Below are 18493 nucleotides of genomic sequence, written 5' to 3'. Positions count from 1 at the left end.
CCCTCCTCCGCCGTCCCCGTGCGGGGCTCAGCGCGTCAGCGGCCAGGCGATCTCGTGGGCCGTGTGCTCCCCGTCCCCGTCCGCCTCGCGCTCGGCCACGTGGCGGGCGCAGGCGTCCTGGAGGGCCTCCAGGAGGTTCAGCGGGTCGGGCAGCGGGTGCTCGGGGCCGCGGAGCCAGGCGACGACCGGGTGGGCGTCCTCGTCCCCGGGCAGCCGGGCCGGCGGTACGAGGACGTAGCTGCCGCGACAGTGCCAGCGGAGTCCCGGGTGCTCGTCCATCGTCTCGGGGTGGCAGTCCAGCTCGCACGGCCACCACTCGTCCTCGTCCTCGGGGGTGCCGCGGGTGGCGGTGAAGAAGAGCATCCGCCCGCCGACCGTGTCGACGTCGGCGGACTCGGCGACGGGGCCGACCTCGACGCCCTCGGCGAGGAGGCGCTCCAGGGCGGCGCGGCCGGCGGCCAGCGGGACGTCGAGGACGTCGTGGACCATGCCGGTGGCGGTGACGAAGTTCGCCTCGGGCTCGTTGCGGGCCCAGCGCTCGATCTGGGCGCGGTCGGTGGTCGACTGCGTCTGCCAGGCGAAGGAGACGGGGTGGCGCGCGGGGGTGGGGCAGCCGATCCGCTCACAGGAACAGCTGTAGCCCACGGGGTACGCGGCGGGGGCCAGGGGCAGCCCGGCGGCGGCGGTGGCCAGGAGCAGCTTCTCGCGGTCGTTCTCGTCGTCGGCCGCGGTGCGTTTGGGGCGCCTGCGCAGCCACTGTGCGAGCCTGCTCTCCGTGCCGCGGTAGCGGCCGATGCCGTCGCCCATCTATCCCCTCACACCTCATGCTCGCCCGTTCGGCTCTGCCCATGGTCCCATCATCCTGCGCCCCGGGTGACCGGAGTGCGGAACCGGGGTGCCCCCGGGGTTCGGGAGCGGGGGCCGGGAGGGGGTCAGGCGCGGGGGGCGAGGCCGCGCAGGGCGAGGTCGACGAGGGTGTCGGCGTAGGCGTGGGTGAGCGGCAGGGTGCGGTGGATCCAGCGGTGGTGGAGCGGTCCGACGAGGAGTTCGACGGCGACGCGGGGATCGACCCCCGGGTCGATGTCGCCCTTGGCCTGAGCTGCCTCGATGCGGCGGACGTAGTACTGGAGCTGGGGTTCGAGCAGGGCCTCGGTGAAGCGGGCGCCGAGCTCGGGGTCGACGACGCCCTCGGCGGCGAGGGCGCGGGTGGGGCCGTCGAAGGCGGGGTCGGTCAGCTCGTCGACGGTGGCGCGCAGGACGAGCTTGAGGTCGGCGGCGAGGTCTCCGGTGTCGGGGATCTCACTGTCGGCATCTCCGCCCAGGGCCTCGTTGGCCCGGGCGGCGAGGTCGAGGAAGGCGTCGAGGAGGACGGCCGCCTTGGAGGGCCACCAGCGGTAGATGGTCTGCTTGCCGACGCCGGCGCGGGCGGCGATGCCCTCGATGGTGGTCTTCGCGTAGCCGGTCTCGGAGACGAGGGCGAGGGCGGCGTCGAAGATGGCGCGGCGGGAGCGCTCGCTGCGGCGGGAGGCGTCGGGGGCGGCCTTGGCGGGTCTGGTCTCGGGCATGGCTCCAATCTAGCAGCGGACGAGACGCCCCGTCTCGCCGCGGGTGCGGGCCCGCACGTCCGTCTCACCGTGGGTGCCGGCCCGCACGCCCGTCTCGCCGTGGGCGCCGCCCCGCGCCGCCCGTCTCGCCCTCCGTGCGTCCTCCGAACCACCCGAACGGTCCACAGCGCGGAGCCCGTCGAGAGCGGACCATGGGGTCCACCGATCACCGGCCGTTCCGGCCGCCCGTCCGTGAGGAGCCTTCATTGCGCCCCACTCCGCGCACGTCCTCGCCCCGCCGTTATCTGATGTGCCCACCCACGCACTTCACGGTGACGTACTCCATCAACCCCTGGATGGACCCCACGAAACCGGTCGACCTGCCGCTCGCCCTCGCCCAGTGGGAGGACCTGCGCGACCGCTACCGCTCGCTCGGCCACACCGTGGAGCTCCTGGAGCCCGACCCGGCCCTGCCGGACATGGTCTTCGCTGCGAACGGCGCGACGGTCGTCGAGGGCCGGGTCCTCGGCGCGAAGTTCGCCCACCCGGAGCGGGCCCGCGAGGCCGACGCCCATGTGTCCTGGTTCCGCAGGAACGGTTGGGCGGACGACGACGTGCGCGTGCCGGAGCACGTGAACGAGGGCGAGGGCGACTTCGCCGTCACCGCCTCCTGGATCCTCGCCGGCCGCGGCTTCCGCTCCAGCCCGCTCTCCCACGACGAGGCGCAGGAGTTCTTCGGCCGCCCGGTGATCGGCCTGGAGCTGGTGGACCCGCGCTACTACCACCTGGACACCGCGCTGTGCGTCCTGGACGACGCCCGGGACGAGGTCATGTACTACCCGGACGCCTTCTCCCCCGGCAGCCGCGCGGTGCTCGCCCGGCTCTTCCCGGACGCCCTCATCGCGACCGGCCAGGACGCGGCGGCCCTCGGGCTCAACGCGGTGAGCGACGGCAGGCACGTCCTGCTTCCGCAGGCCGCGGTGGGCCTCTTCGAGCCCCTCCGCGCCCGGGGCTTCGAGCCCGTCGGCATGGACCTGGGCGAACTCCTCAAGGGCGGCGGCAGCGTGAAGTGCTGCACCCAGGAGCTGCGGCCCTAGTCCTGGTCCTCCGGCGGCCAGGAGTCGCCCCACTCGGCGTCGCGGGCCTGCTTGTACAGGGGCCCGTGGCGCTTGGTGACGGTCTCGCGGGCGAGTCCGTCGGGACCGCACAGTTCGAGGAGGACGAGGCCCTTGCGGATCTGCGGCCTGCGGGTGATGCGGGAGGTCGCGGGGGCCACGGGGAAGCGGACGGCCGCCACGTACGCGTACTTCTCGTCCTCGTACGGCAGCGACCCGCCCTTCACCTTCCGGTGCAGCGAGGAGCGGCTGACCCGGGCGGAGAAGTGGCACCAGTCCGTGCCGGGCACGATCGGGCAGGCCCCGCTGTGCGGGCAGGGCGCGGCGACGGTGAACCCGGCGTCGATCAGCAGGGTGCGGGCCGCGATGATCCGCTCGTAGCCGTCGGGCGTGCCGGGCTCGACGATCACCACGGCCTGCGCGGCGCGGGCCGCCTCGGTGACGAGCGCCGCCCGGTCGGCCTCGGTGAGCTCCTTGAGGACGTACGAGACGGTGACGAGGTCCGTGTCGGCGAGGCTCAGGGCGGAGCCGATCCGCTCGCGCCGCCACTCCGCGTCCAGGACGCCGTCGGCCAGCTCGCGCCCGAGGGCGAGGGCGGGCTCCGCCCAGTCGAGCACGGTGGTGCGCGGCGGCTCCTCCCCCCAGGCCCCGGCGACGGCCCAGCTCGCCGCGCCCGTGCCGCCGCCGACGTCGGTGTGGGTGCGCGGCGCCCAGTCGGGCGCGGCCTCCCGGAGGGCGTCGAGGGTGCCCCGTACCGCCTCGAAGGTCGCCGGCATGCGGTACGCGGCGTACGCGGCGACGTCGGAGCGGTCGCGCAGCACGGGGGCGTCCGTCGGGGTGGTGCCCCGGTAGTTGGCGATCAGCCGCTCGACGGCCTGCGCGGCCCGGTTGGGCGGCAGCCCGTCGAGGAGCCCGGCGAGGGCGGCGCGCAGGGAGTCGGCGGAGGGAGCTGAGGCGTTCACCGAGTCAGTCTAGGCGGGCTCGCCGGCCTGGGGTTCCGTCGTGTGCCAGGGACGGCAGAGGCCCAGGAAGCAGGCGAGGGCCAGGACGGCGCAGCCGAGCTGGACGACCGCCATGGGGACGGCGGTGTGCTCGCCCGCGATGCCGACGAGCGGGGAGGCGACGGCGCCGATGAGGAAGGAGGAGGTGCCGAGGAGGGCGGAGGCGGACCCGGCGGCGTGCGGGGTGCGCATGAGGGCCTGGGCGTTGGTGTTGGGCATGGCCAGGCCCATCGCGGACATCAGGACGAAGAGTCCGGCGGCGACGGGCGCGAGGCCGACCTCGCCGAGGACGCCGGTGGTCATGAGGGTGAGCGCGAGGCCGGCGAGCAGGATGATGCCGAGGCCGCAGCCGAGGGCCTTGTCGAGGCTGACGCGGCCGACGAGGAGCTTGCCGTTGATCTGGCCGACGGCGACGAGCCCGACGGAGTTGAGGCCGAAGAGCAGGCTGAAGGTCTGCGGGGAGGCTCCGTAGATCTCCTGGACGACGAACGGGGAGGCGCTGATGTACGCGAAGAGGGCGGCGAAGGCGAGGCCGCCGGTCAGCATGTAGCCGGTGAAGACCCGGTCGGCGAGGAGTCCCCGCATGGTGCGCAGGGCCTGTCCGACCCCGCCCTCGTGCCGCCGCTCGGGGGGCAGCGTCTCGTGGAGGAAGCGCCAGACGACGAGGGTGAGCAGGACGCCGATCGCGGTGAGGACGTGGAAGACGCCCCGCCAGTCGGTGAGCCGGAGGATCTGGCCGCCGATGAGGGGGGCGATGATCGGGGCGACGCCGGAGATCAGCATCAGGGTGGAGAAGAAGCGGGCCATCTCGACGCCGTCGTACAGGTCGCGGACGACGGCGCGGGCGATGACGATGCCGGCGGCGCCGGCGAGGCCCTGGAGCAGCCGGAAGCCGATGAGGAGTTCGGCGCTGGGCGCGAGGGCGCAGACGGCGGTGGCGAGGACGTACACGGCCATGCCGGCGAGCAGTGGGCGCCGGCGTCCCCACTTGTCGCTCATGGGGCCGACGACGAGCTGGCCGAGGGCCATGCCGGCGAGGCAGGCGGTGAGGGTGAGCTGCACGGTGGCGGCGGGGGCCCGCAGCGCGCCGGTGACCTCCGGGAGCGCCGGGAGGTACATGTCCATGGAGAGCGGGGGGAGGGCGGTGAGCCCGCCCAGGACGAGGGTGACGAGGAGCCCCGTCCGCCGGGCGGCGGTGACGACCGGGGCTGTTTCGGTTATGTGTCCTTGTGTTGTTTTCTGGCCGCTCTCCGGCATCGACTGCTCCATTTCGTTGAATCCTTGTCTATGCTCTCAGCTCGACCGGCATGGTCGAGACCTGTGGGGTGGGGATGGACGCGAACAGGACGGTGCGCTGGGGGATCCTGGCGACGGGCGGCATAGCGGAACGGTTCACCAGGGACCTGTCGACGCTCGACGGCGCCAAGGTCGTCGCGGTGGCGTCCCGTACGGAGGCGTCGGCGAAGGCCTTCGCGGACCGGTTCGGGATTCCGCGGGCGTACGGGGAATGGGCCGGGCTCCTCGCCGACGAGGACGTCGACGTGGTGTACGTGGCGACCCCGCATCACGCGCACCGGACGGCGGCCGGCCTCGCCCTGGAGGCGGGGAAGGCGGTGCTCTGCGAGAAGGCTCTCACGCTCAACGCCCGCGAGGCGGAGGAACTCGTCACGCTCTCCCGGGACCGCGGCCTCTTCCTGATGGAGGCCATGTGGATGTACTGCAACCCGCTGGTCCGGCGGATCGCCGAGCTCGTGCTCGACGGCGCGATCGGCGAGGTCCGCACCGTCCAGGCCGACTTCGGGATCGCGGGTCCCTTCGACGCCGGCCACCGGCTGCGGGACCCGGCGGTGGGTGGCGGGGCGCTGCTCGACCTGGGGGTGTACCCGGTGTCGTTCGCGCAGCTGCTGCTCGGCGAACCGTCCACGGTCCAGGCGCACGCGCGGATCTCGCCGGAGGGCGTCGACCTGAACACGGGCATGCTGCTGGGCTGGGACTCGGGCGCCTCGGCCCTGCTGTCCTGCTCGCTGGAGGCGGACACCCCGCTGACGGCCTCGGTGACGGGCACGGAGGGCCGGATCGACGTCCCGCGCGGCTTCTTCTTCCCCGAGCGGTTCACGCTGCTGCGCAACGGCGCGGAACCGGAGGAGTACGTGAACGAGGACGACCCGCACTCGCTGCGGCACGAGGCGGCGGAGGTGATGCGCTGTCTGCGAGCCGGCCGGACGGAGTCCCCGCTCGTCCCCCTGGACGGCTCGCTCGCGGTGATGCGGACGCTCGACGCGGTCCGGGACCGCGTCGGCGTCCGCTATCCGCAGGAAGTACTGGTCAGGCAGGCGTGAGGCCCGGGTTGCCGGCCTCCGTGACGAGGGAGCCGGCCGTGACGATCGGGGCGCCCGGGGTCGTCACGTAGGGGACGGTGCGGAAGTCGGCGCGGGCGCTGTCCGTGCCGAGCTCCACGGTCGCGTAGCCGCGCCGCCCGTTGTAGAGCTTCACGTGCGGGTTGGCCTGGATGATCCGGTCGTGGTTGGACGGCTTGTCGGCACCGTTCTTGCCGCTGGCGATCGAGGTGGCGACGATCTCGGTGCCGACGGTCCGGGAGGCCGGGTCGCCGAAGTCGGCCTTGATGTCGAGGCCGATGCCGACGTGGACGTCACCGGTGAGCACCATCAGGTTCTCGACGCCGGCGGCCTCGGCGCCCGCGAGGATCCGCCGCCGGGACGCCGTGTAGCCGTCCCAGGCGTCCATGGAGACCGTGTAGTCGGCGGTGGGCCGGTCGCGGCGCTCGGCGAAGACGACCTGCTGCGGGAGCACGTTCCACCGGGCGGTGGAGTCGCGCCAGCCGTCGAGCAGCCAGCGCTCCTGGGCGGCGCCGGTCAGGGTGCGCGCCGGGTCGTCGGACTCGGGGCCCGGGGCGTGCCAGCCGTCCCCGTACGCCTGGTCGGAGCGGTACTGGCGGGTGTCGAGGATGTCGAACTGGGCGAGCCGCCCGAAGCCCAGCCGCCGGTACATCCTCATGTCGGGGCCCTGGGGCTGCTGCGGGCGGCGCAGCGGCTGGTGCTCCCAGTAGGCGCGGTAGGCGGCGGCGCGCCGGAGCAGGAACTCCTCCGGCGGGACGCCGTTCTCGGGGATGTCGCCCGCGTAGTTGTTCTCGGTCTCGTGGTCGTCCCAGGTGACGACGAAGGGGTGGGCGGCGTGCGCGGCGCGCAGGTCGGGGTCCGACTTGTAGAGCGCGTAGCGGAGCCGGTAGTCCTCCAGGGTGAGCGTCTCGCGGTTGAAGACCGCCGGGAGGGCGCGGTCGGTGTAGGCGCGGGCGCCACCGGTGGCGTTGACGGCGTACTCGTACAGGTAGTCGCCGAGGTGGAAGACGACGTCGACGTCCTCCTGGGCGAGGTGGCCGTAGGCCGTGAAGTACCCGTCGTGGTAGGCCTGGCAGGAGACGGCGGCGAGCTTCAAGGCGGTGTTCCGCGCGCCGGGGGCCGGGGCGGTGCGGGTCCGCCCCACCGGGCTGACCCACTCGCCGACCCTGAAGCGGTAGAAGAACACGCGGTCGGAGTCGAGGTGGTCGACCTCGACGTGGACGGTGTGCCGGAACTCGGGGTGCGCGGTGGCCCGGCCGCGCCGGACGATCCGGGTGAACCGCTCGTCGCGGGCGAGCTCCCACCGCACGGAGACCCGCTCGGCGGGCAGGCCGCCCTCGGGCTCGAAGGGACGGGGCGCGAGCCGCGTCCAGAGGAGTACGGAGCCCGGCAGCGGGTCGCCCGAGGCCACGCCGAGGGTGAACGGGTCCTCCGTGACACGCCGGCCGTCGAGCTCGGCGGCGGCCGCGGCACCGGCCGCGGGCAACTGGGTGGCGAAGGCGAGCGCGGCGGCGGCGCCGGTGACGGTGAGGAACCGCCGGCGCCCGAAGTGACGTGCGGCGGCGCGGAGTTCCTCGGAGTGCTGTGCGTGGGTCATGAGCCCCTCCCCAGACGGATGCTGTCCGTCCGTCATTCGAAGGGGAGGGAACGACCTCTCATTGTCGAGTACAGAACATCCACGTGTCGGACGGATGAGTTCATGGGGCACGCGTCTCGCGTACGCTGCGCGCCCATGAGCATCGCAGTGGTGACGGGAGCCGGTTCGGGCATCGGCCGGAGCGTGGCGCTGGCCCTCGCGGCGGCCGGCTGGTCGGTGGCCCTCGCGGGCCGCAGGGCGGAGGCCCTGGAGGAGACGGCGGCGGCCCTCCCGACGGGCGACTTCCTGCCCGTCCCGACGGACGTGACCTCGGAGCAGCAGGTCGCGGACCTCTTCGCGTCGGTACGGGACCACTGGGGCCGGGTCGACCTGCTCTTCAACAACGCCGGTACGTTCGCGGGCGGCGGCGTCCCCGTCGAGGACCTGGACCCGGCGACCTGGCGCGCGGTCGTCGACGTGAACCTGACGGGCTCGTTCCTCTGCGCCCAGGCGGCCTTCCGGACCATGAAGGAGCAGGCCCCGCAGGGCGGCCGGATCATCAACAACGGCTCGATCTCCGCGCACGTGCCGCGCCCGCACTCGATCGCGTACACGGCGACGAAGCACGCGATGACGGGCCTGACGAAGTCCCTGTCCCTCGACGGACGGCCGTACCGGATCGCCTGCGGTCAGCTCGACATCGGCAACGCGGCGACGGAGATGACGGCCCGCATGCAGACCGGCATCCTCCAGGCCAACGGCGAGCTGGCGGCGGAGCCGGTGATGGACGCGGCGGACGTGGCGGCGACGGTGGTGCACATGGCGGGGCTGCCGCTGGAGGCGAACGTGCAGTTCGCGACGGTGATGGCGACGACGATGCCGTACATCGGGCGGGGCTGACCCCCGTACCGCAGGTCGGCCGGAGTCGACCCCGTGCCCCACACCGGCCGGGAGGGGGGAGACCCACCCCCGGCCGGAGGGACGTCAGGCCTGCCCGGTCTCGAACCGGGAGATCTTGCCGCCGTCGACGGTGAACCGCCACTTGGTGCGCATCTCGCCCCAGGTGTCGTTGCGGTAGCCGGCGACGAGCGCGAGCCCGCCGTCCGCCTCGCTCTCGACGTCCATGTGCCCGCGCGAGGCGAACACCTCCCTGTCGAGCCACTGCCGCACATCGCGGTCGGAGCCGTCGTCGGACATGGTCACATCGGGCGTCAGGGCCTCGAAGAGGGCGGCCTCGTCGTGGGCGTTGAGAGCCGTGACGAAGGCACGCACGGCCGGGTCGCTGAGCTTGCTCACGGAAATCGTCATGCCCCACCCGTACACCCGTGGGACCCCCCTGACCGTTCATCCGGGCCGTGAGGTCCCCCCAACAGCGGTGCCGGTCCGTCAGGACCAGTCGCAGGCCTTGCCGTCGCCGTCCCGGTCGAGGCCGGAGCGGTAGCCGGGCTGGCCCCGGTAGATGGGGGCCTTGCCGGCGGCGCGGACGGCGTCGCAGTTCTTGTAGTAGGCGAGGCCGCCGTCGGATCCGCCGGAACCCGAGCCGGAGCCTCCCGAGCCGCTGCCGCTGCCGTCGCGGTCCGGGTCGGGATCCGGGTGCAGCCGGGCGTAGTCCTCGCTCGGGCAGGAGAGGCCGGGGCGGGCGAGGGAGAGACGGACGGACATGTACCGCGGGTCCTCGACGTCCTCGCCCGCCTCCGGGTCCTGGAAGCAGATCCGCCAGTCGTCGTGACCGGCCGCCAGGTCGACGTCCGTGTAGGCGCCGGCGCCCCGGATCTCGGTCAGGCCCTTCTTCCGGAGGATCGCGGAGCCGGTCTCGAAGGTCTTGCCGACGACGTTCGGCACCTTGGGGAAGACGACGGCCTCGCCGTCCCGCGCCGGGCAGGGGCTGCCCTTCTCGACGACGGCGAACTCGATCCGGCTCCGCCGCCCCTGCTCGGTCGTGGCGGTCTCCCCGGCGGCCGGCTCCTGGAAGCAGACCTTCCAGTTGCCGTCGACGAGTTGCATCTTGTCGCCCTCGGTGGCGTCGTGCGAGCGCGTCCGGAACCCCGCCTCGTACGCCGCCCTCGACGCCGTCTCCAGGTTCTGGCCGGTGTAGTCGGCGACCACCCGCCGCACGATCGGGCGCGGGGTGGGCGTGGGCGGGGTGTACGGGGTGAAGGACGGAAAGCCGGTGGCCCGCGGCCGGGCGCCGGCCGCCGCGGGCCGATCCGCCGGCGGGTCACTGGTGCCGACCGCCACGAACCAGACGGCGGACAGGACGGTCGCGAGGACCTTCCGGCCGGGCGACCAACGGGTCCGCCAGGCCAGCACCATGCCGGCCGGCGGCACGAGGAACAGACAGAAGACGACGAACCCGGGCCGTCGCCACCACTGCTCCTCCCGAACCGGACCCTTGTCCAGCGACACGCCCACGCGACCCCGCCCCTCCCTGATGACGCCTCAGCGCCCCACAGGGTATGACCTGCGGGTTCGCCGCCCGCGCCCAGGGTCGGACGTTCAGTCCAGGCAGAACTCGTTGCCCTCGGGGTCGGTCATCACGATGTGGCCGCCGCTCATCGGCGGAGCGGGCTCGAAGCGGCGCACCCGCTTCGCCCCGAGGCCGACGAGCCGGTCGCACTCGGCCTCCAGGGCCGCCATGCGCTCGTCCCCCACCAGTCCGGGGGCGGCGCGGACGTCGAGGTGCACCCGGTTCTTGCCGGCCTTCTCCTCCGGCACCTGCTGGAAGAAGACACGCGGGCCCTGCCCGTCCGGGTCCTCGATGGCGGACCTGGAGTTGCGCTGGTCCTCCGGCACGCCGATCCGCGCGAGGAAGTCGTCCCAGGCGGCCAACGGGTCGGCGCCCCCGGGCAGTTCGACCCCGGGCGGGCCGGGGTGGACGTACCCCAGCGCGTCACGCCAGAAGGAGGACAGCGCGCGGGGATCGTGGGCGTCGAAGGTGACCTGGAAACGGCGGCTCATTCGGACTGCTCCCTTCGTAGCGGCTCGCGAGCCGACCGTACCGAAGCCGACCGGGCCCCGCCCGGCGGATCACCGGACAGGAGCGCTCCGTCCGAATTGCGCCAGCGGCACGGGGGCCGCCCCGGCACCCTGACCTCATGAGCACCCACACCGCCACGGCGTACCGTGCCCTCGCGATCCCCTCCGCGACCCTCGCCCGGCTGCGCGTCACCGACGACGCCGGCCGCGCCTGCGCGCCCCGCACCGCCATCGACGGCGGCGACCCCCTCCGCTGCTGCCTGCGCCCCTCCGCGCCCGGCGAGCGGATCGCCCTCGTCTCGTACGCGCCCCTGCGCCGCTGGGCCGCCGAGACCGGCGCCGAGCCCGGCGCGTACGACGAGCAGGGTCCCGTCTTCATCCACGCCGAGGGCTGCGGCGGCCCCGCGCCCTCGGGGACGTACCCCTTCTCCCGCCCCGGGGCGCTCCGCGTCCTGCGCCGCTACGACGCGGCCGGCCGGATCGTCGGAGGCCGCCTCCTGGAGCTCCCGGAGACCCCCGCCGACGGCTTCGACCGGGCCCTCACCGAGGCCTTCGCCGACCCGGAGGTGGCCCTGGTGCACGTCCGGGCGGTCGAGTACGGCTGCTTCCACTTCGAGGTCCGCCGCCCCTGACCTGGTGGCGGACGTGGAATCCGCGTACGGCATCCGCAACCCCACGGCTCCGGATGCGGACATGCCGAAGGGGACCGTCGACAAGATCGTCTACCTCCGGCAGCACCACCATTTCGGCCCGATGAAGATCAAGATGCGCCTCAAACAGAAGACCCAGACCCCGCTGTAATCAAGCTGCGGCAGTCCACACCTAGCCCGTCCGGGTCCTCTTCGAGGGGCTCTGGGGTATTTCGCCAGCCAGCAGAAATGCTCGCCTGACATGGTGATACATCCCGTCCCGAAAAGCGGCGAAGGCAATCATGAGCAGCAACGAGGCACCCCCCAAGCAAGTCCGGAGCGGGCAGGACGCCGAAGTGACCGGCAAGCACCTGGACGATGTCGCCAAAATCCTCGCAGGCGCATTCGTTGCCGTTACCGGCGTCATGACGGGGCTCGGCCTGGGAAGCGAGCGGGTATTCATTGCACTCAACAACAGCTCGAATGCGCTGTGGATCGCACTGGGGCTGACCTTCGCGGCTTTCGCCCTCAGCATCGCGGCCCTTTTCATTCCCCGGAACGAAAAGGGAATCGTATGGGAGACGGTCGTACTGGCTCTCGGCGTCGCGGCCTTCATCGGCGCGATGAGCGTGGCCGTCGCCGGAGCAGCCGAAGCTGCGAACGGAAGCGGGAGAGCGACCATCACCAACTTGAAGATCGAGGGCAAGCGACCCGACTTGACCCTGACTTTCGACGTGCGTGCCGACGGAGTCCAGAAGGACCGTCGACTCACGGCCTTCGTCCACCCGTCGAATCTGGTCGATTCGAAGTTCAGCAGTTTCGATCCGGCCGAGGCATTCTACATCGGAACCCTGAGGCCGGATGACAAATCGGTCGTGGACCAGAAGGTCTCGATTCCGTTCACTCCGGGTAAATTCACCCACCTGGCCGTTTACATTGCCACGAGCGATAATATTCAGGATAAAAAGGAAGACGCCGCAGGCGCGGGCCCCTGCGATGTGGACAACGACAAAGGTCCCGCGTGCGCCTTCCTGCGAGTTCCCTGAGACGCGGGTCTCCAGGCTGAGCTTGGCCTCAGAAGGCGACAACCATCGCCACAGGATCGCCACACAGCACTGGGAAGCACACGGAAACAGTCACAGAAAGTGAGCGCCCCCTTGCATGCCTGAGAGACAAGAAGGGCCTCTGACCAGGAAGATGCTGGTCAGAGGCCCTTCTCCGGCTTACCGACAGACGAGCCGAGCTGTACGCCGGGTTCTGTGCCCCGGGACCTCACGGTCGTCGGGGCGACGGCCATCCATCTAGGACCGGCGTTGCCGCCGGCCTCGTGCGGTCTACCCGCGGACTCGGGCGAGCAGCCCTCGAACATCCGCGCAGGGACACCGGGGTGTCCCCTCTTGACCTTGCTCCGAGTGGGGTTTACCTAGCCGCCTGAGTCACCTCAGGCGCTGGTGGTCTCTTACACCACCGTTTCACCCTTACCGAGGACCGAGGTCCCCGGCGGTCTGTTTTCTGTGGCACTGTCCCGCGGGTCACCCCGGGTGGCCGTTAGCCACCACCCTGCTCTGTGGAGCCCGGACGTTCCTCGGGGAGATTCGAGGATCTCCACGCGGCCGTCCGCCCGGCTCGTCTGCCGTGCCGACCATGCTACCTGCCGATTCGGAGGAAGTCGGCCGTCTCCGGGCGGAAGCGATCGCTTGACCTTGTCGCAGCGTCAGGGTTTCTACTGGGCGCATGCGGATCGGCGAGATCGCCGCGCTCGTCGGGGTCACCCCCCGGGCCGTGCGGCACTACCACCAGTCGGGGCTGTTGCCCGAGCCGGAGCGGCGGGCCAACGGGTACCGGGAGTACGGGGTGCGGGACGCCGTGCTGCTCGCCCGGATCCGGCGGCTGACCGAGCTGGGGCTCGGGCTCGAGGAGGTGCGGGACGTGCTCGCGGACGACGAGGGGCGGGGACTCGTGGAGGTGCTCCAGGAGCTGGCGGACGACCTGGCCCGGCAGGAGGCGGTGATCAGGGAGCGCCGGGAGCGTCTCGCCCCGCTCCTCGTCGAGGCCCGGGCGGGGCGCCTGCCCGCCGAGGGGCCCGTGTCGCCGGAGCTGGCGGCGCTGCTCGCGGGTGTGGGCGAGCTGCCCGGGTCCCCGATGGCGGCGAAGGACAGGGAGGTCCTGGCCCTGCTCGACGCCGTCGTCCCCGACGCGGAACGGGCCCGGCTGATGGAGCTGATGCACGGGGCGGCGGGCGGCGCACGGGAGCTGTACGCGCTCCTCGACGCCCTCGCCGACGTGGCACCGGACGATCCCCGGGTGGACGAGGCCGCTCGCGCCCTGGCCGCGGTCCTGCCGGACGGGATGGCCGTGGACCTGCCCGAGGAGGGCTCCGGCGGCCTCGCCGACGCCTTCTTCGCGGACCTGGCGCCGGCCCAGTCGGCGGCGGTGCGGCGTGCGCTCGGGCTGGTGCGGGGAGGATGGGCCGAGGAGGGCGCCGATTCAGGGGGAAGAGGGGGGTCGGGTCGATGACGGGTACGCGGGTGCCGGACGGGGCGGGTGGTCCGGTGGCGGAGTCGGTGGCCGGCGGCGCCGGTCGCGCGACGGCCGGGGGGCGGGCGGACGGCGCGCCCGCGCACGGTCGGGTGCTGCGGCTGCTGCGCGGGGTCGCGTACGCCGCGCTGCCCGCCGGGTTCGTGCTCTTCGTCTGTCTTCTGGCGGGCGTACGGATATCCGGGGGCGTGCTGCTCGTGGGGGAGGTGCTCGTCCTGGGGCTGCCGGCCGCCGAGGGCGTCGTCTGGGTGCGGCTGCGGAGGCGCGGGCTCTCCCGGCGGGCCGTCGCGGCCGAGCTGGTGCCCGGGCCCGTGCTGCGGCTCGTGGGGCACGAGCTTCGCCTGATGGCGAGCCTGGGGCGCTGGGTCGCGCGGCGGCGGCACGGGGTGGCGGGCGCGGACGGGGTGTTCCCGCACGGCCGGGACCAGGCGGCGCTGATGTACGGCTTCGCGTTCGTGTGCCTGGTCGAGACGGTCGGCATGTCGTACCTGCTCGACGAGTGGCCCTTCGTCCACGCGGTCTTCCTCGTCCTGGACGTCTACACCGTGCTGTTCGTCCTGGGGCTGCACGCCGCCTCCGTGACCCGCCCGCACACGCTCACCGGGAACGTCCTCCGGCTGCGGCAGGCCGCGCACGTCGACGTCTCCGTCCCGCTCGACCGGATCGCGGCCGTCCGCCGTGAGCTGTGCTTCTCGCACGAGAAGGCCGAGGGCGAGCTGAACCTCGCCGTCGGCTCCCAGACCTCCGTCACGATCGAGCTGACCGGGCCGGTCGACGCGCCCCGGCTGCTCGGCGCGCCCCGTCCCGTACGGCTGATCCGTCTGCACGCCGACGATCCCAAGGCCCTGTACGAGGCGCTCACGCGGGCGCGAACAGCACCTTCGCCGTCCCCGGGTCCGCTGCCGACAGCCTGACGCGCAGCCACTCCCCCAGGGGGAGCCTCGTCCCGCCGCCCTCGATCCGGGCGACGACCGCCGGGTCCTCCAGGTGGACGGTGCCGACGGCCGGTTCGCGTTCCTTCACGTCGATGACGTACGCGTCGAAGATCTCGCCGACCCGCTCCTTCAGGAGGGCCGCCTCGACGATGTCGACGCTCTCGCGCTCGACGGTGTTGGCGCGGCGGGCGCCGGTGGCCATCTCGTCGGGCAGGGCGGGCAGCGCGGCCCGTACCCACTCGGGCGGCTCGGCCCCGGCGACGGCCGCCACGCACAGCTCGCCCGCGTACCGGTCGACGAGGCGGCGCAGCGGGGCGGTGGCGTGGGTGTACTCGTCGGCGACGGCGGCGTGCACGGCCGGGGTGGGGACGTGGCCGTCGGTGAAGACGGTGTAGCCGGCGCCGCGCAGCAGGGTGGTGCACTCCTGGAGGAAGGCGGCGTGGCGCGGGTTCGTGGGGTCGGCGGAGCGGACGACGTCCGCGTACGAGACGTGGTGCGGCCAGTCGACGCCGAGGGCGTGGGCGGAGCGGCGCAGTCGGGCGACGGCGCCGTCGGGGGCGGTGGGGAGGGTGCGCAGGATGCCGGTGCCGGCGGCGGTCATGAGGTCGGCGGCGGCCATGCCGGTGAGGAGGGAGATCTGGGCGTTCCAGCCGTCCGCGGGGAGCGGCGCCCGGTATTCGAGGGTGTAGGTGTGGTCCTGTTCGACGATCTCCTGCTCGGGGACGTTGAGGGAGATGCCGCCGCGTTCGGCTTCCAGGGCCTCGCGGAGCCGGCCGATGTCCCGGAGGAGGGCGAGCGGTTCCTCGGCGGTCCCGTCGTCGATCCGCCGCTGCACGCCCGCGTAGTCGAGTTTGGCGCGGCTGCGGACGAGGGCGCGGCGGACGTCGGTCGCGACCCTGCGCCCCTCGGCGTCGAGGTCGATGCGCCAGAGCAGGGCGGGGCGGGGTTCGCCGGGGAGCAGGCTGGCGGCGCCCTCGGAGAGGACCGGAGGGTGGAGGGGGACCTTGCCGTCGGGGAAGTAGAGGGTGAGGACGCGCCGGTGGGCCTCGGCGTCGATCGCTCCGCCGGGGGTGACGAAGGCGGCGACGTCGGCGATGGCGTAGTGCACCCGGTAGCCGCCGTCGGCCCGGCGGGCCAGGTGCATGGCCTGGTCGAGGTCGGTGGAGCCGGGCGGGTCGATCGTGAGGAACGGCAGGTCGGTGGCGTCGTACGAGGGGAGCCGGGGGTTCTTCGCGGCGGCTTCGGCCTCGGCGAGGACGGCGGGCGGGAAGGCCTCGGGGATCGCGAGCTCGGTACGGAGTGCGCGCAGGGCGGCCCGCAGCGGAGCCTCGGCTGCGCCGGTCACGTGGAGGTGGCGGCGGGGCATGGACCGAGCGTATGAGCTGAGGCAGGGTGCGGCACCTCGTACGAGGGAGCTCGTACGGGGGCGGGGCGGGGGTCAGGGCCTCGTACGGGGGCGGGGCCGGGGTCGGGACCTCGTACGCTGGACCGTCGGGGCCGCACCCCCATCCCCGTACGGACGAAGGAGAACCACCGTGCTCGTGCTGTTGCCGCCCTCCGAAGGCAAGGCCTCCTCGGGGCGCGGGGCGCCGCTCAAGCCGGAGTCGCTGTCCCTGCCGGGGCTCGCGGAGGCGCGGGCGGCGGTCCTGGACGAGCTGGTCGAGCTGTGCGCCGCCGACGAGGAGAAGGCGCGCGAGGTCCTCGGCCTGAGCGAGGGGCTGCGCGGCGAGGTCGCGAAGAACGCGGAGCTGCGGACGGCGGGCGCGCGTCCGGCCGGGGAGATCTACACGGGCGTGCTGTACGACGCGCTGGGTCTGGCGTCCCTGGACGCGGCGGCCCGGGAGCGGGCGGGGAGCTCGCTGCTCGTGTTCTCGGGGCTGTGGGGCGCGGTGAGGGTGACGGACCGGATCCCGTCGTACCGCTGCTCGATGGGGGTGAAGCTGCCCGGGCTCGGGGCGCTCGGCGCGCACTGGCGGGGGGCGATGGCCTCGGTGCTGCCGGAGGCGGCCGGGGACGGCCTCGTCCTGGACCTGCGTTCGTCGGCGTACGCGTCGGCGTGGAAGCCGAAGGGCGAGGTGGCGGCCCGGACGGCGACGGTGCGGGTGCTGCACGCGCCGACCCGGAAGGTGGTCAGCCACTTCAACAAGGCGACGAAGGGCCGGATCGTGCGGAGCCTCCTGGAGGCGGGCGCGGAGCCCGGTTCGCCGGCGGAGCTGGTGGAGGCGCTGCGCGATCTGCGGTACGTGGTGGAGGAGGGCGGCAAGGCGGGGGCGCTCGACGTGCTCGTGGACGAGATCCACTAGCGTCACCGTTGCACGCTCCGCAACGCTCGTTGCGGGTGACGCTCGCCCTGGGCAGGATGACGCCCATGACGAGCGTGTTCGGCCTTGCCCCCGGGGCCCGTGACGTCCCCGTCGTCCCCGTCGTCGTGATCGAGGACGCCGCCGACGCCGTGCCCCTGGCGCGGGCCCTGGTGGCCGGCGGGCTGCCGCTGATCGAGGTCACCCTGCGCACCCCCGCCGCGCTCGACGCCGTCCGCGCGATCGCGGCCGAGGTGCCGGAGGCGGTCGTCGGCGCGGGCACCGTCGTCTCGGCGGCCGGGGTCGCGGACGCGGTGGACGCGGGGGCGCGGTTCCTGGTCAGCCCCGGGTGGACGGAGCGGCTGCTCGGCGCGATGCGGGACTCCGGCGTGCCGTTCCTGCCGGGGGTGTCGACGGCCTCGGAGGTCGTGGCCCTCGTCGAACGCGGGGTCGAGGACATGAAGTTCTTCCCGGCCGAGGCGGCGGGCGGCGTCCCGTACCTGAAGTCCCTCGCGGGCCCGCTTCCCCGGGCCCGCTTCTGCCCCACGGGCGGCATCTCCCCCGGCTCCGCCCCCGCCTACCTCGCCCTGCCGAACGTCGGCTGCGTCGGCGGTACGTGGATGCTGCCGCCCGCCGCGCTCGCCGCCCGCGACTGGGGGCGCGTGGAGTCCCTCGCGCGCGGCGCGGCGGCGCTGCGGGCGCCGGTCAGCGCGGGAGCCCGGTGAACGTCACGCCGAGGTGGTCGGTGACGGGGCGGTAGCCGAGGCGCTGGTAGAGGGCGTTGCTGGTGGGGTTGGCCAGGTCCGTGAAGAGCAGGACCTGCGCCGCCCCGGCGTCGCGCGCGGCCCGGCTGACCGCCTCGGTGACACCGGCCGCGTACCCCCGGCCGCGCTCGGCGGGCGGGGTGTGAACGAGGTGGACGCGGGCCTGTCCCTCGATCGTGCGGGAGACGGCGGCCATCGAGACCGGGCGGCCGTCGGTCCCCTCCCAGAGCCACAGCCGTCCCTCGGAGATCCGCTCGGCGAGGAAGCCCGTGTAGTCCTCGGCGGGCTCGTCCCCGACGGCCACCGCGAACTCCCTCGTCCAGGGGGCGACGACCGGGACGTCGGCCGCGGTGGCGAGCCGTGCCCGGCCGGCCGGGGCCGGGTCCGGCGGGGTCAGCTCGCCGAGCCGGAAGAGCCGCATCCGGACGGTGGGCGCCCATGGACGGCCGGTGGCCCGCGCGTACGCCTCGACGGCGGCCGTCTCGCCGCGCACCGCCGTCGGCTCCTCGCCGTCCGGCAGGACGAGCGCGCGGGCCGCCTCCTCCGTCATGGCGCCGAAGGCGGGCACGCCGGGAGGCGAGACGACGAGGACGCCGGTGACCCGGCCGTCCGCCTCCTCCCACCAGCCGAGCCGCCCGGCCCTGTCCATGAGCGTGAGCACGGCGGTGTTGCGGGCGGGGTCGGCGGCGAGATGCTCGGCGGCGACGGCCCGGAAGGCGGCGGCGCTGTCGGTGAAGGACCACGTCATGCGGGTGATG

At 73.5% G+C, this 18493-nt stretch carries 20 protein-coding genes and 1 other RNA gene; 10 read left to right on the top strand and 11 right to left on the bottom strand.

From position 1 onward, the window contains the following. Positions 1-27: 27 nt before the first annotated feature. Positions 28-807: a bifunctional DNA primase/polymerase gene (locus BLW86_RS26700; protein ID WP_093876391.1), complete on the bottom strand. Its 780-nt coding sequence runs from the start codon at positions 805-807 to the stop codon at positions 28-30. 125 nt (positions 808-932) lie between these two features. After that, positions 933-1565, bottom strand: coding sequence for a TetR/AcrR family transcriptional regulator (locus tag BLW86_RS26695; protein ID WP_093876390.1), 633 nt, complete (start codon positions 1563-1565; stop codon positions 933-935). A 245-nt stretch (positions 1566-1810) separates the two neighbouring features. Here BLW86_RS26695 and ddaH point away from each other — a divergent pair, with 245 nt between their 5' ends. Beyond that, on the top strand, positions 1811-2641 hold the full coding sequence (ddaH, locus tag BLW86_RS26690) for a dimethylargininase (RefSeq protein ID WP_371129599.1): 831 nt from the start codon (positions 1811-1813) through the stop codon (positions 2639-2641). Here the strand turns inward: ddaH and BLW86_RS26685 are convergent. Beyond that, positions 2638-3621 (bottom strand): small ribosomal subunit Rsm22 family protein, encoded by a 984-nt coding sequence (locus tag BLW86_RS26685; protein ID WP_093876388.1) that lies wholly within the window; start codon positions 3619-3621, stop codon positions 2638-2640. The genes ddaH and BLW86_RS26685 overlap by 4 nt on opposite strands. Before the next feature lie 9 nt (positions 3622-3630). Beyond that, a complete protein-coding gene (locus BLW86_RS26680; RefSeq protein WP_093878887.1) occupies positions 3631-4917 on the bottom strand; it encodes a Bcr/CflA family multidrug efflux MFS transporter in 1287 nt (428 codons plus the stop codon). A 74-nt stretch (positions 4918-4991) separates the two neighbouring features. Here BLW86_RS26680 and BLW86_RS26675 point away from each other — a divergent pair, with 74 nt between their 5' ends. Continuing rightward, on the top strand, positions 4992-5999 hold the full coding sequence (locus tag BLW86_RS26675) for a Gfo/Idh/MocA family protein (protein ID WP_093876387.1): 1008 nt from the start codon (positions 4992-4994) through the stop codon (positions 5997-5999). Here the strand turns inward: BLW86_RS26675 and BLW86_RS26670 are convergent. Further along, a complete protein-coding gene (locus tag BLW86_RS26670) occupies positions 5986-7614 on the bottom strand; it encodes an alkaline phosphatase D family protein (RefSeq protein ID WP_093876386.1) in 1629 nt (542 codons plus the stop codon). The two genes, BLW86_RS26675 and BLW86_RS26670, sit on opposite strands and share 14 nt — an antisense overlap. Before the next feature lie 102 nt (positions 7615-7716). On the opposite strand from BLW86_RS26670, the gene BLW86_RS26665 reads away from it, so the two are divergent. Beyond that, the gene (locus BLW86_RS26665; RefSeq protein WP_093876385.1) at positions 7717-8493 is read left to right on the top strand and encodes an SDR family oxidoreductase; all 777 of its coding nucleotides are present in this window, start codon (positions 7717-7719) and stop codon (positions 8491-8493) included. Positions 8494-8577: 84 nt separating this feature from the next. On the opposite strand, the gene BLW86_RS26660 is transcribed toward BLW86_RS26665, so the two are convergent. From BLW86_RS26660 to BLW86_RS26650, 3 genes are all read right to left on the bottom strand, one after another. Continuing rightward, positions 8578-8901 carry a nuclear transport factor 2-like protein gene (locus BLW86_RS26660; RefSeq protein WP_093878886.1) on the bottom strand — a complete coding sequence of 108 codons (324 nt, stop codon included), beginning with the start codon at positions 8899-8901 and terminating at the stop codon, positions 8578-8580. 78 nt (positions 8902-8979) lie between these two features. Next, positions 8980-10005: an excalibur calcium-binding domain-containing protein gene (locus BLW86_RS43335; protein ID WP_256341439.1), complete on the bottom strand. Its 1026-nt coding sequence runs from the start codon at positions 10003-10005 to the stop codon at positions 8980-8982. Positions 10006-10089: 84 nt separating this feature from the next. Beyond that, positions 10090-10551: a VOC family protein gene (locus tag BLW86_RS26650; protein WP_093876384.1), complete on the bottom strand. Its 462-nt coding sequence runs from the start codon at positions 10549-10551 to the stop codon at positions 10090-10092. 137 nt (positions 10552-10688) lie between these two features. Here BLW86_RS26650 and BLW86_RS26645 point away from each other — a divergent pair, with 137 nt between their 5' ends. The 3 genes from BLW86_RS26645 to BLW86_RS26640 all read left to right on the top strand — a co-directional run bounded on the left by BLW86_RS26645 (position 10689) and on the right by BLW86_RS26640 (position 12244). Then, entirely contained in the window at positions 10689-11201 is a 513-nt protein-coding gene (locus BLW86_RS26645) for a DUF1203 domain-containing protein (RefSeq protein WP_093876383.1), read from the top strand. A 13-nt stretch (positions 11202-11214) separates the two neighbouring features. Continuing rightward, entirely contained in the window at positions 11215-11370 is a 156-nt protein-coding gene (locus BLW86_RS42155) for a hypothetical protein (RefSeq protein WP_218138021.1), read from the top strand. 130 nt (positions 11371-11500) lie between these two features. After that, positions 11501-12244 carry a hypothetical protein gene (locus tag BLW86_RS26640; protein ID WP_093876382.1) on the top strand — a complete coding sequence of 248 codons (744 nt, stop codon included), beginning with the start codon at positions 11501-11503 and terminating at the stop codon, positions 12242-12244. Positions 12245-12428: 184 nt separating this feature from the next. On the opposite strand, the gene rnpB is transcribed toward BLW86_RS26640, so the two are convergent. Then, an RNA gene (rnpB, locus tag BLW86_RS26635) (RNase P RNA component class A) lies at positions 12429-12827 on the bottom strand. Between the two features lie 105 nt (positions 12828-12932). Between rnpB and BLW86_RS26630 the strand changes: the two genes are divergently transcribed. Then, positions 12933-13715, top strand: a complete 783-nt coding sequence (locus BLW86_RS26630; RefSeq protein WP_093876381.1) for a MerR family transcriptional regulator — start codon at positions 12933-12935, stop codon at positions 13713-13715. Continuing rightward, entirely contained in the window at positions 13712-14650 is a 939-nt protein-coding gene (locus BLW86_RS26625) for a hypothetical protein (protein WP_143060280.1), read from the top strand. The genes BLW86_RS26630 and BLW86_RS26625 overlap by 4 nt, the downstream gene beginning before the upstream one ends. Here BLW86_RS26625 and BLW86_RS26620 read toward each other — a convergent pair. After that, positions 14595-16037 carry an RNB domain-containing ribonuclease gene (locus BLW86_RS26620; RefSeq protein WP_093876379.1) on the bottom strand — a complete coding sequence of 481 codons (1443 nt, stop codon included), beginning with the start codon at positions 16035-16037 and terminating at the stop codon, positions 14595-14597. The genes BLW86_RS26625 and BLW86_RS26620 overlap by 56 nt on opposite strands. Before the next feature lie 169 nt (positions 16038-16206). On the opposite strand from BLW86_RS26620, the gene yaaA reads away from it, so the two are divergent. Further along, entirely contained in the window at positions 16207-16974 is a 768-nt protein-coding gene (gene yaaA / locus BLW86_RS26615) for a peroxide stress protein YaaA (protein ID WP_093876378.1), read from the top strand. Positions 16975-17039: 65 nt separating this feature from the next. Then, positions 17040-17696 carry a bifunctional 4-hydroxy-2-oxoglutarate aldolase/2-dehydro-3-deoxy-phosphogluconate aldolase gene (eda, locus tag BLW86_RS26610; protein WP_093876377.1) on the top strand — a complete coding sequence of 219 codons (657 nt, stop codon included), beginning with the start codon at positions 17040-17042 and terminating at the stop codon, positions 17694-17696. Here eda and BLW86_RS26605 read toward each other — a convergent pair. Then, positions 17677-18483 (bottom strand): GNAT family N-acetyltransferase, encoded by an 807-nt coding sequence (locus BLW86_RS26605; protein WP_093876376.1) that lies wholly within the window; start codon positions 18481-18483, stop codon positions 17677-17679. The genes eda and BLW86_RS26605 overlap by 20 nt on opposite strands. Positions 18484-18493: the final 10 nt, after the last annotated feature.

Origin of the sequence: Streptomyces sp. TLI_105 (assembly GCF_900105415.1) — a bacterium.
In the GTDB taxonomy this organism is placed as follows: Bacteria; Actinomycetota; Actinomycetes; order Streptomycetales; family Streptomycetaceae; genus Streptomyces.
Note: the sequence above shows the minus strand (reverse complement) of the source record. Positions and strands in the feature narration are given on the sequence as shown.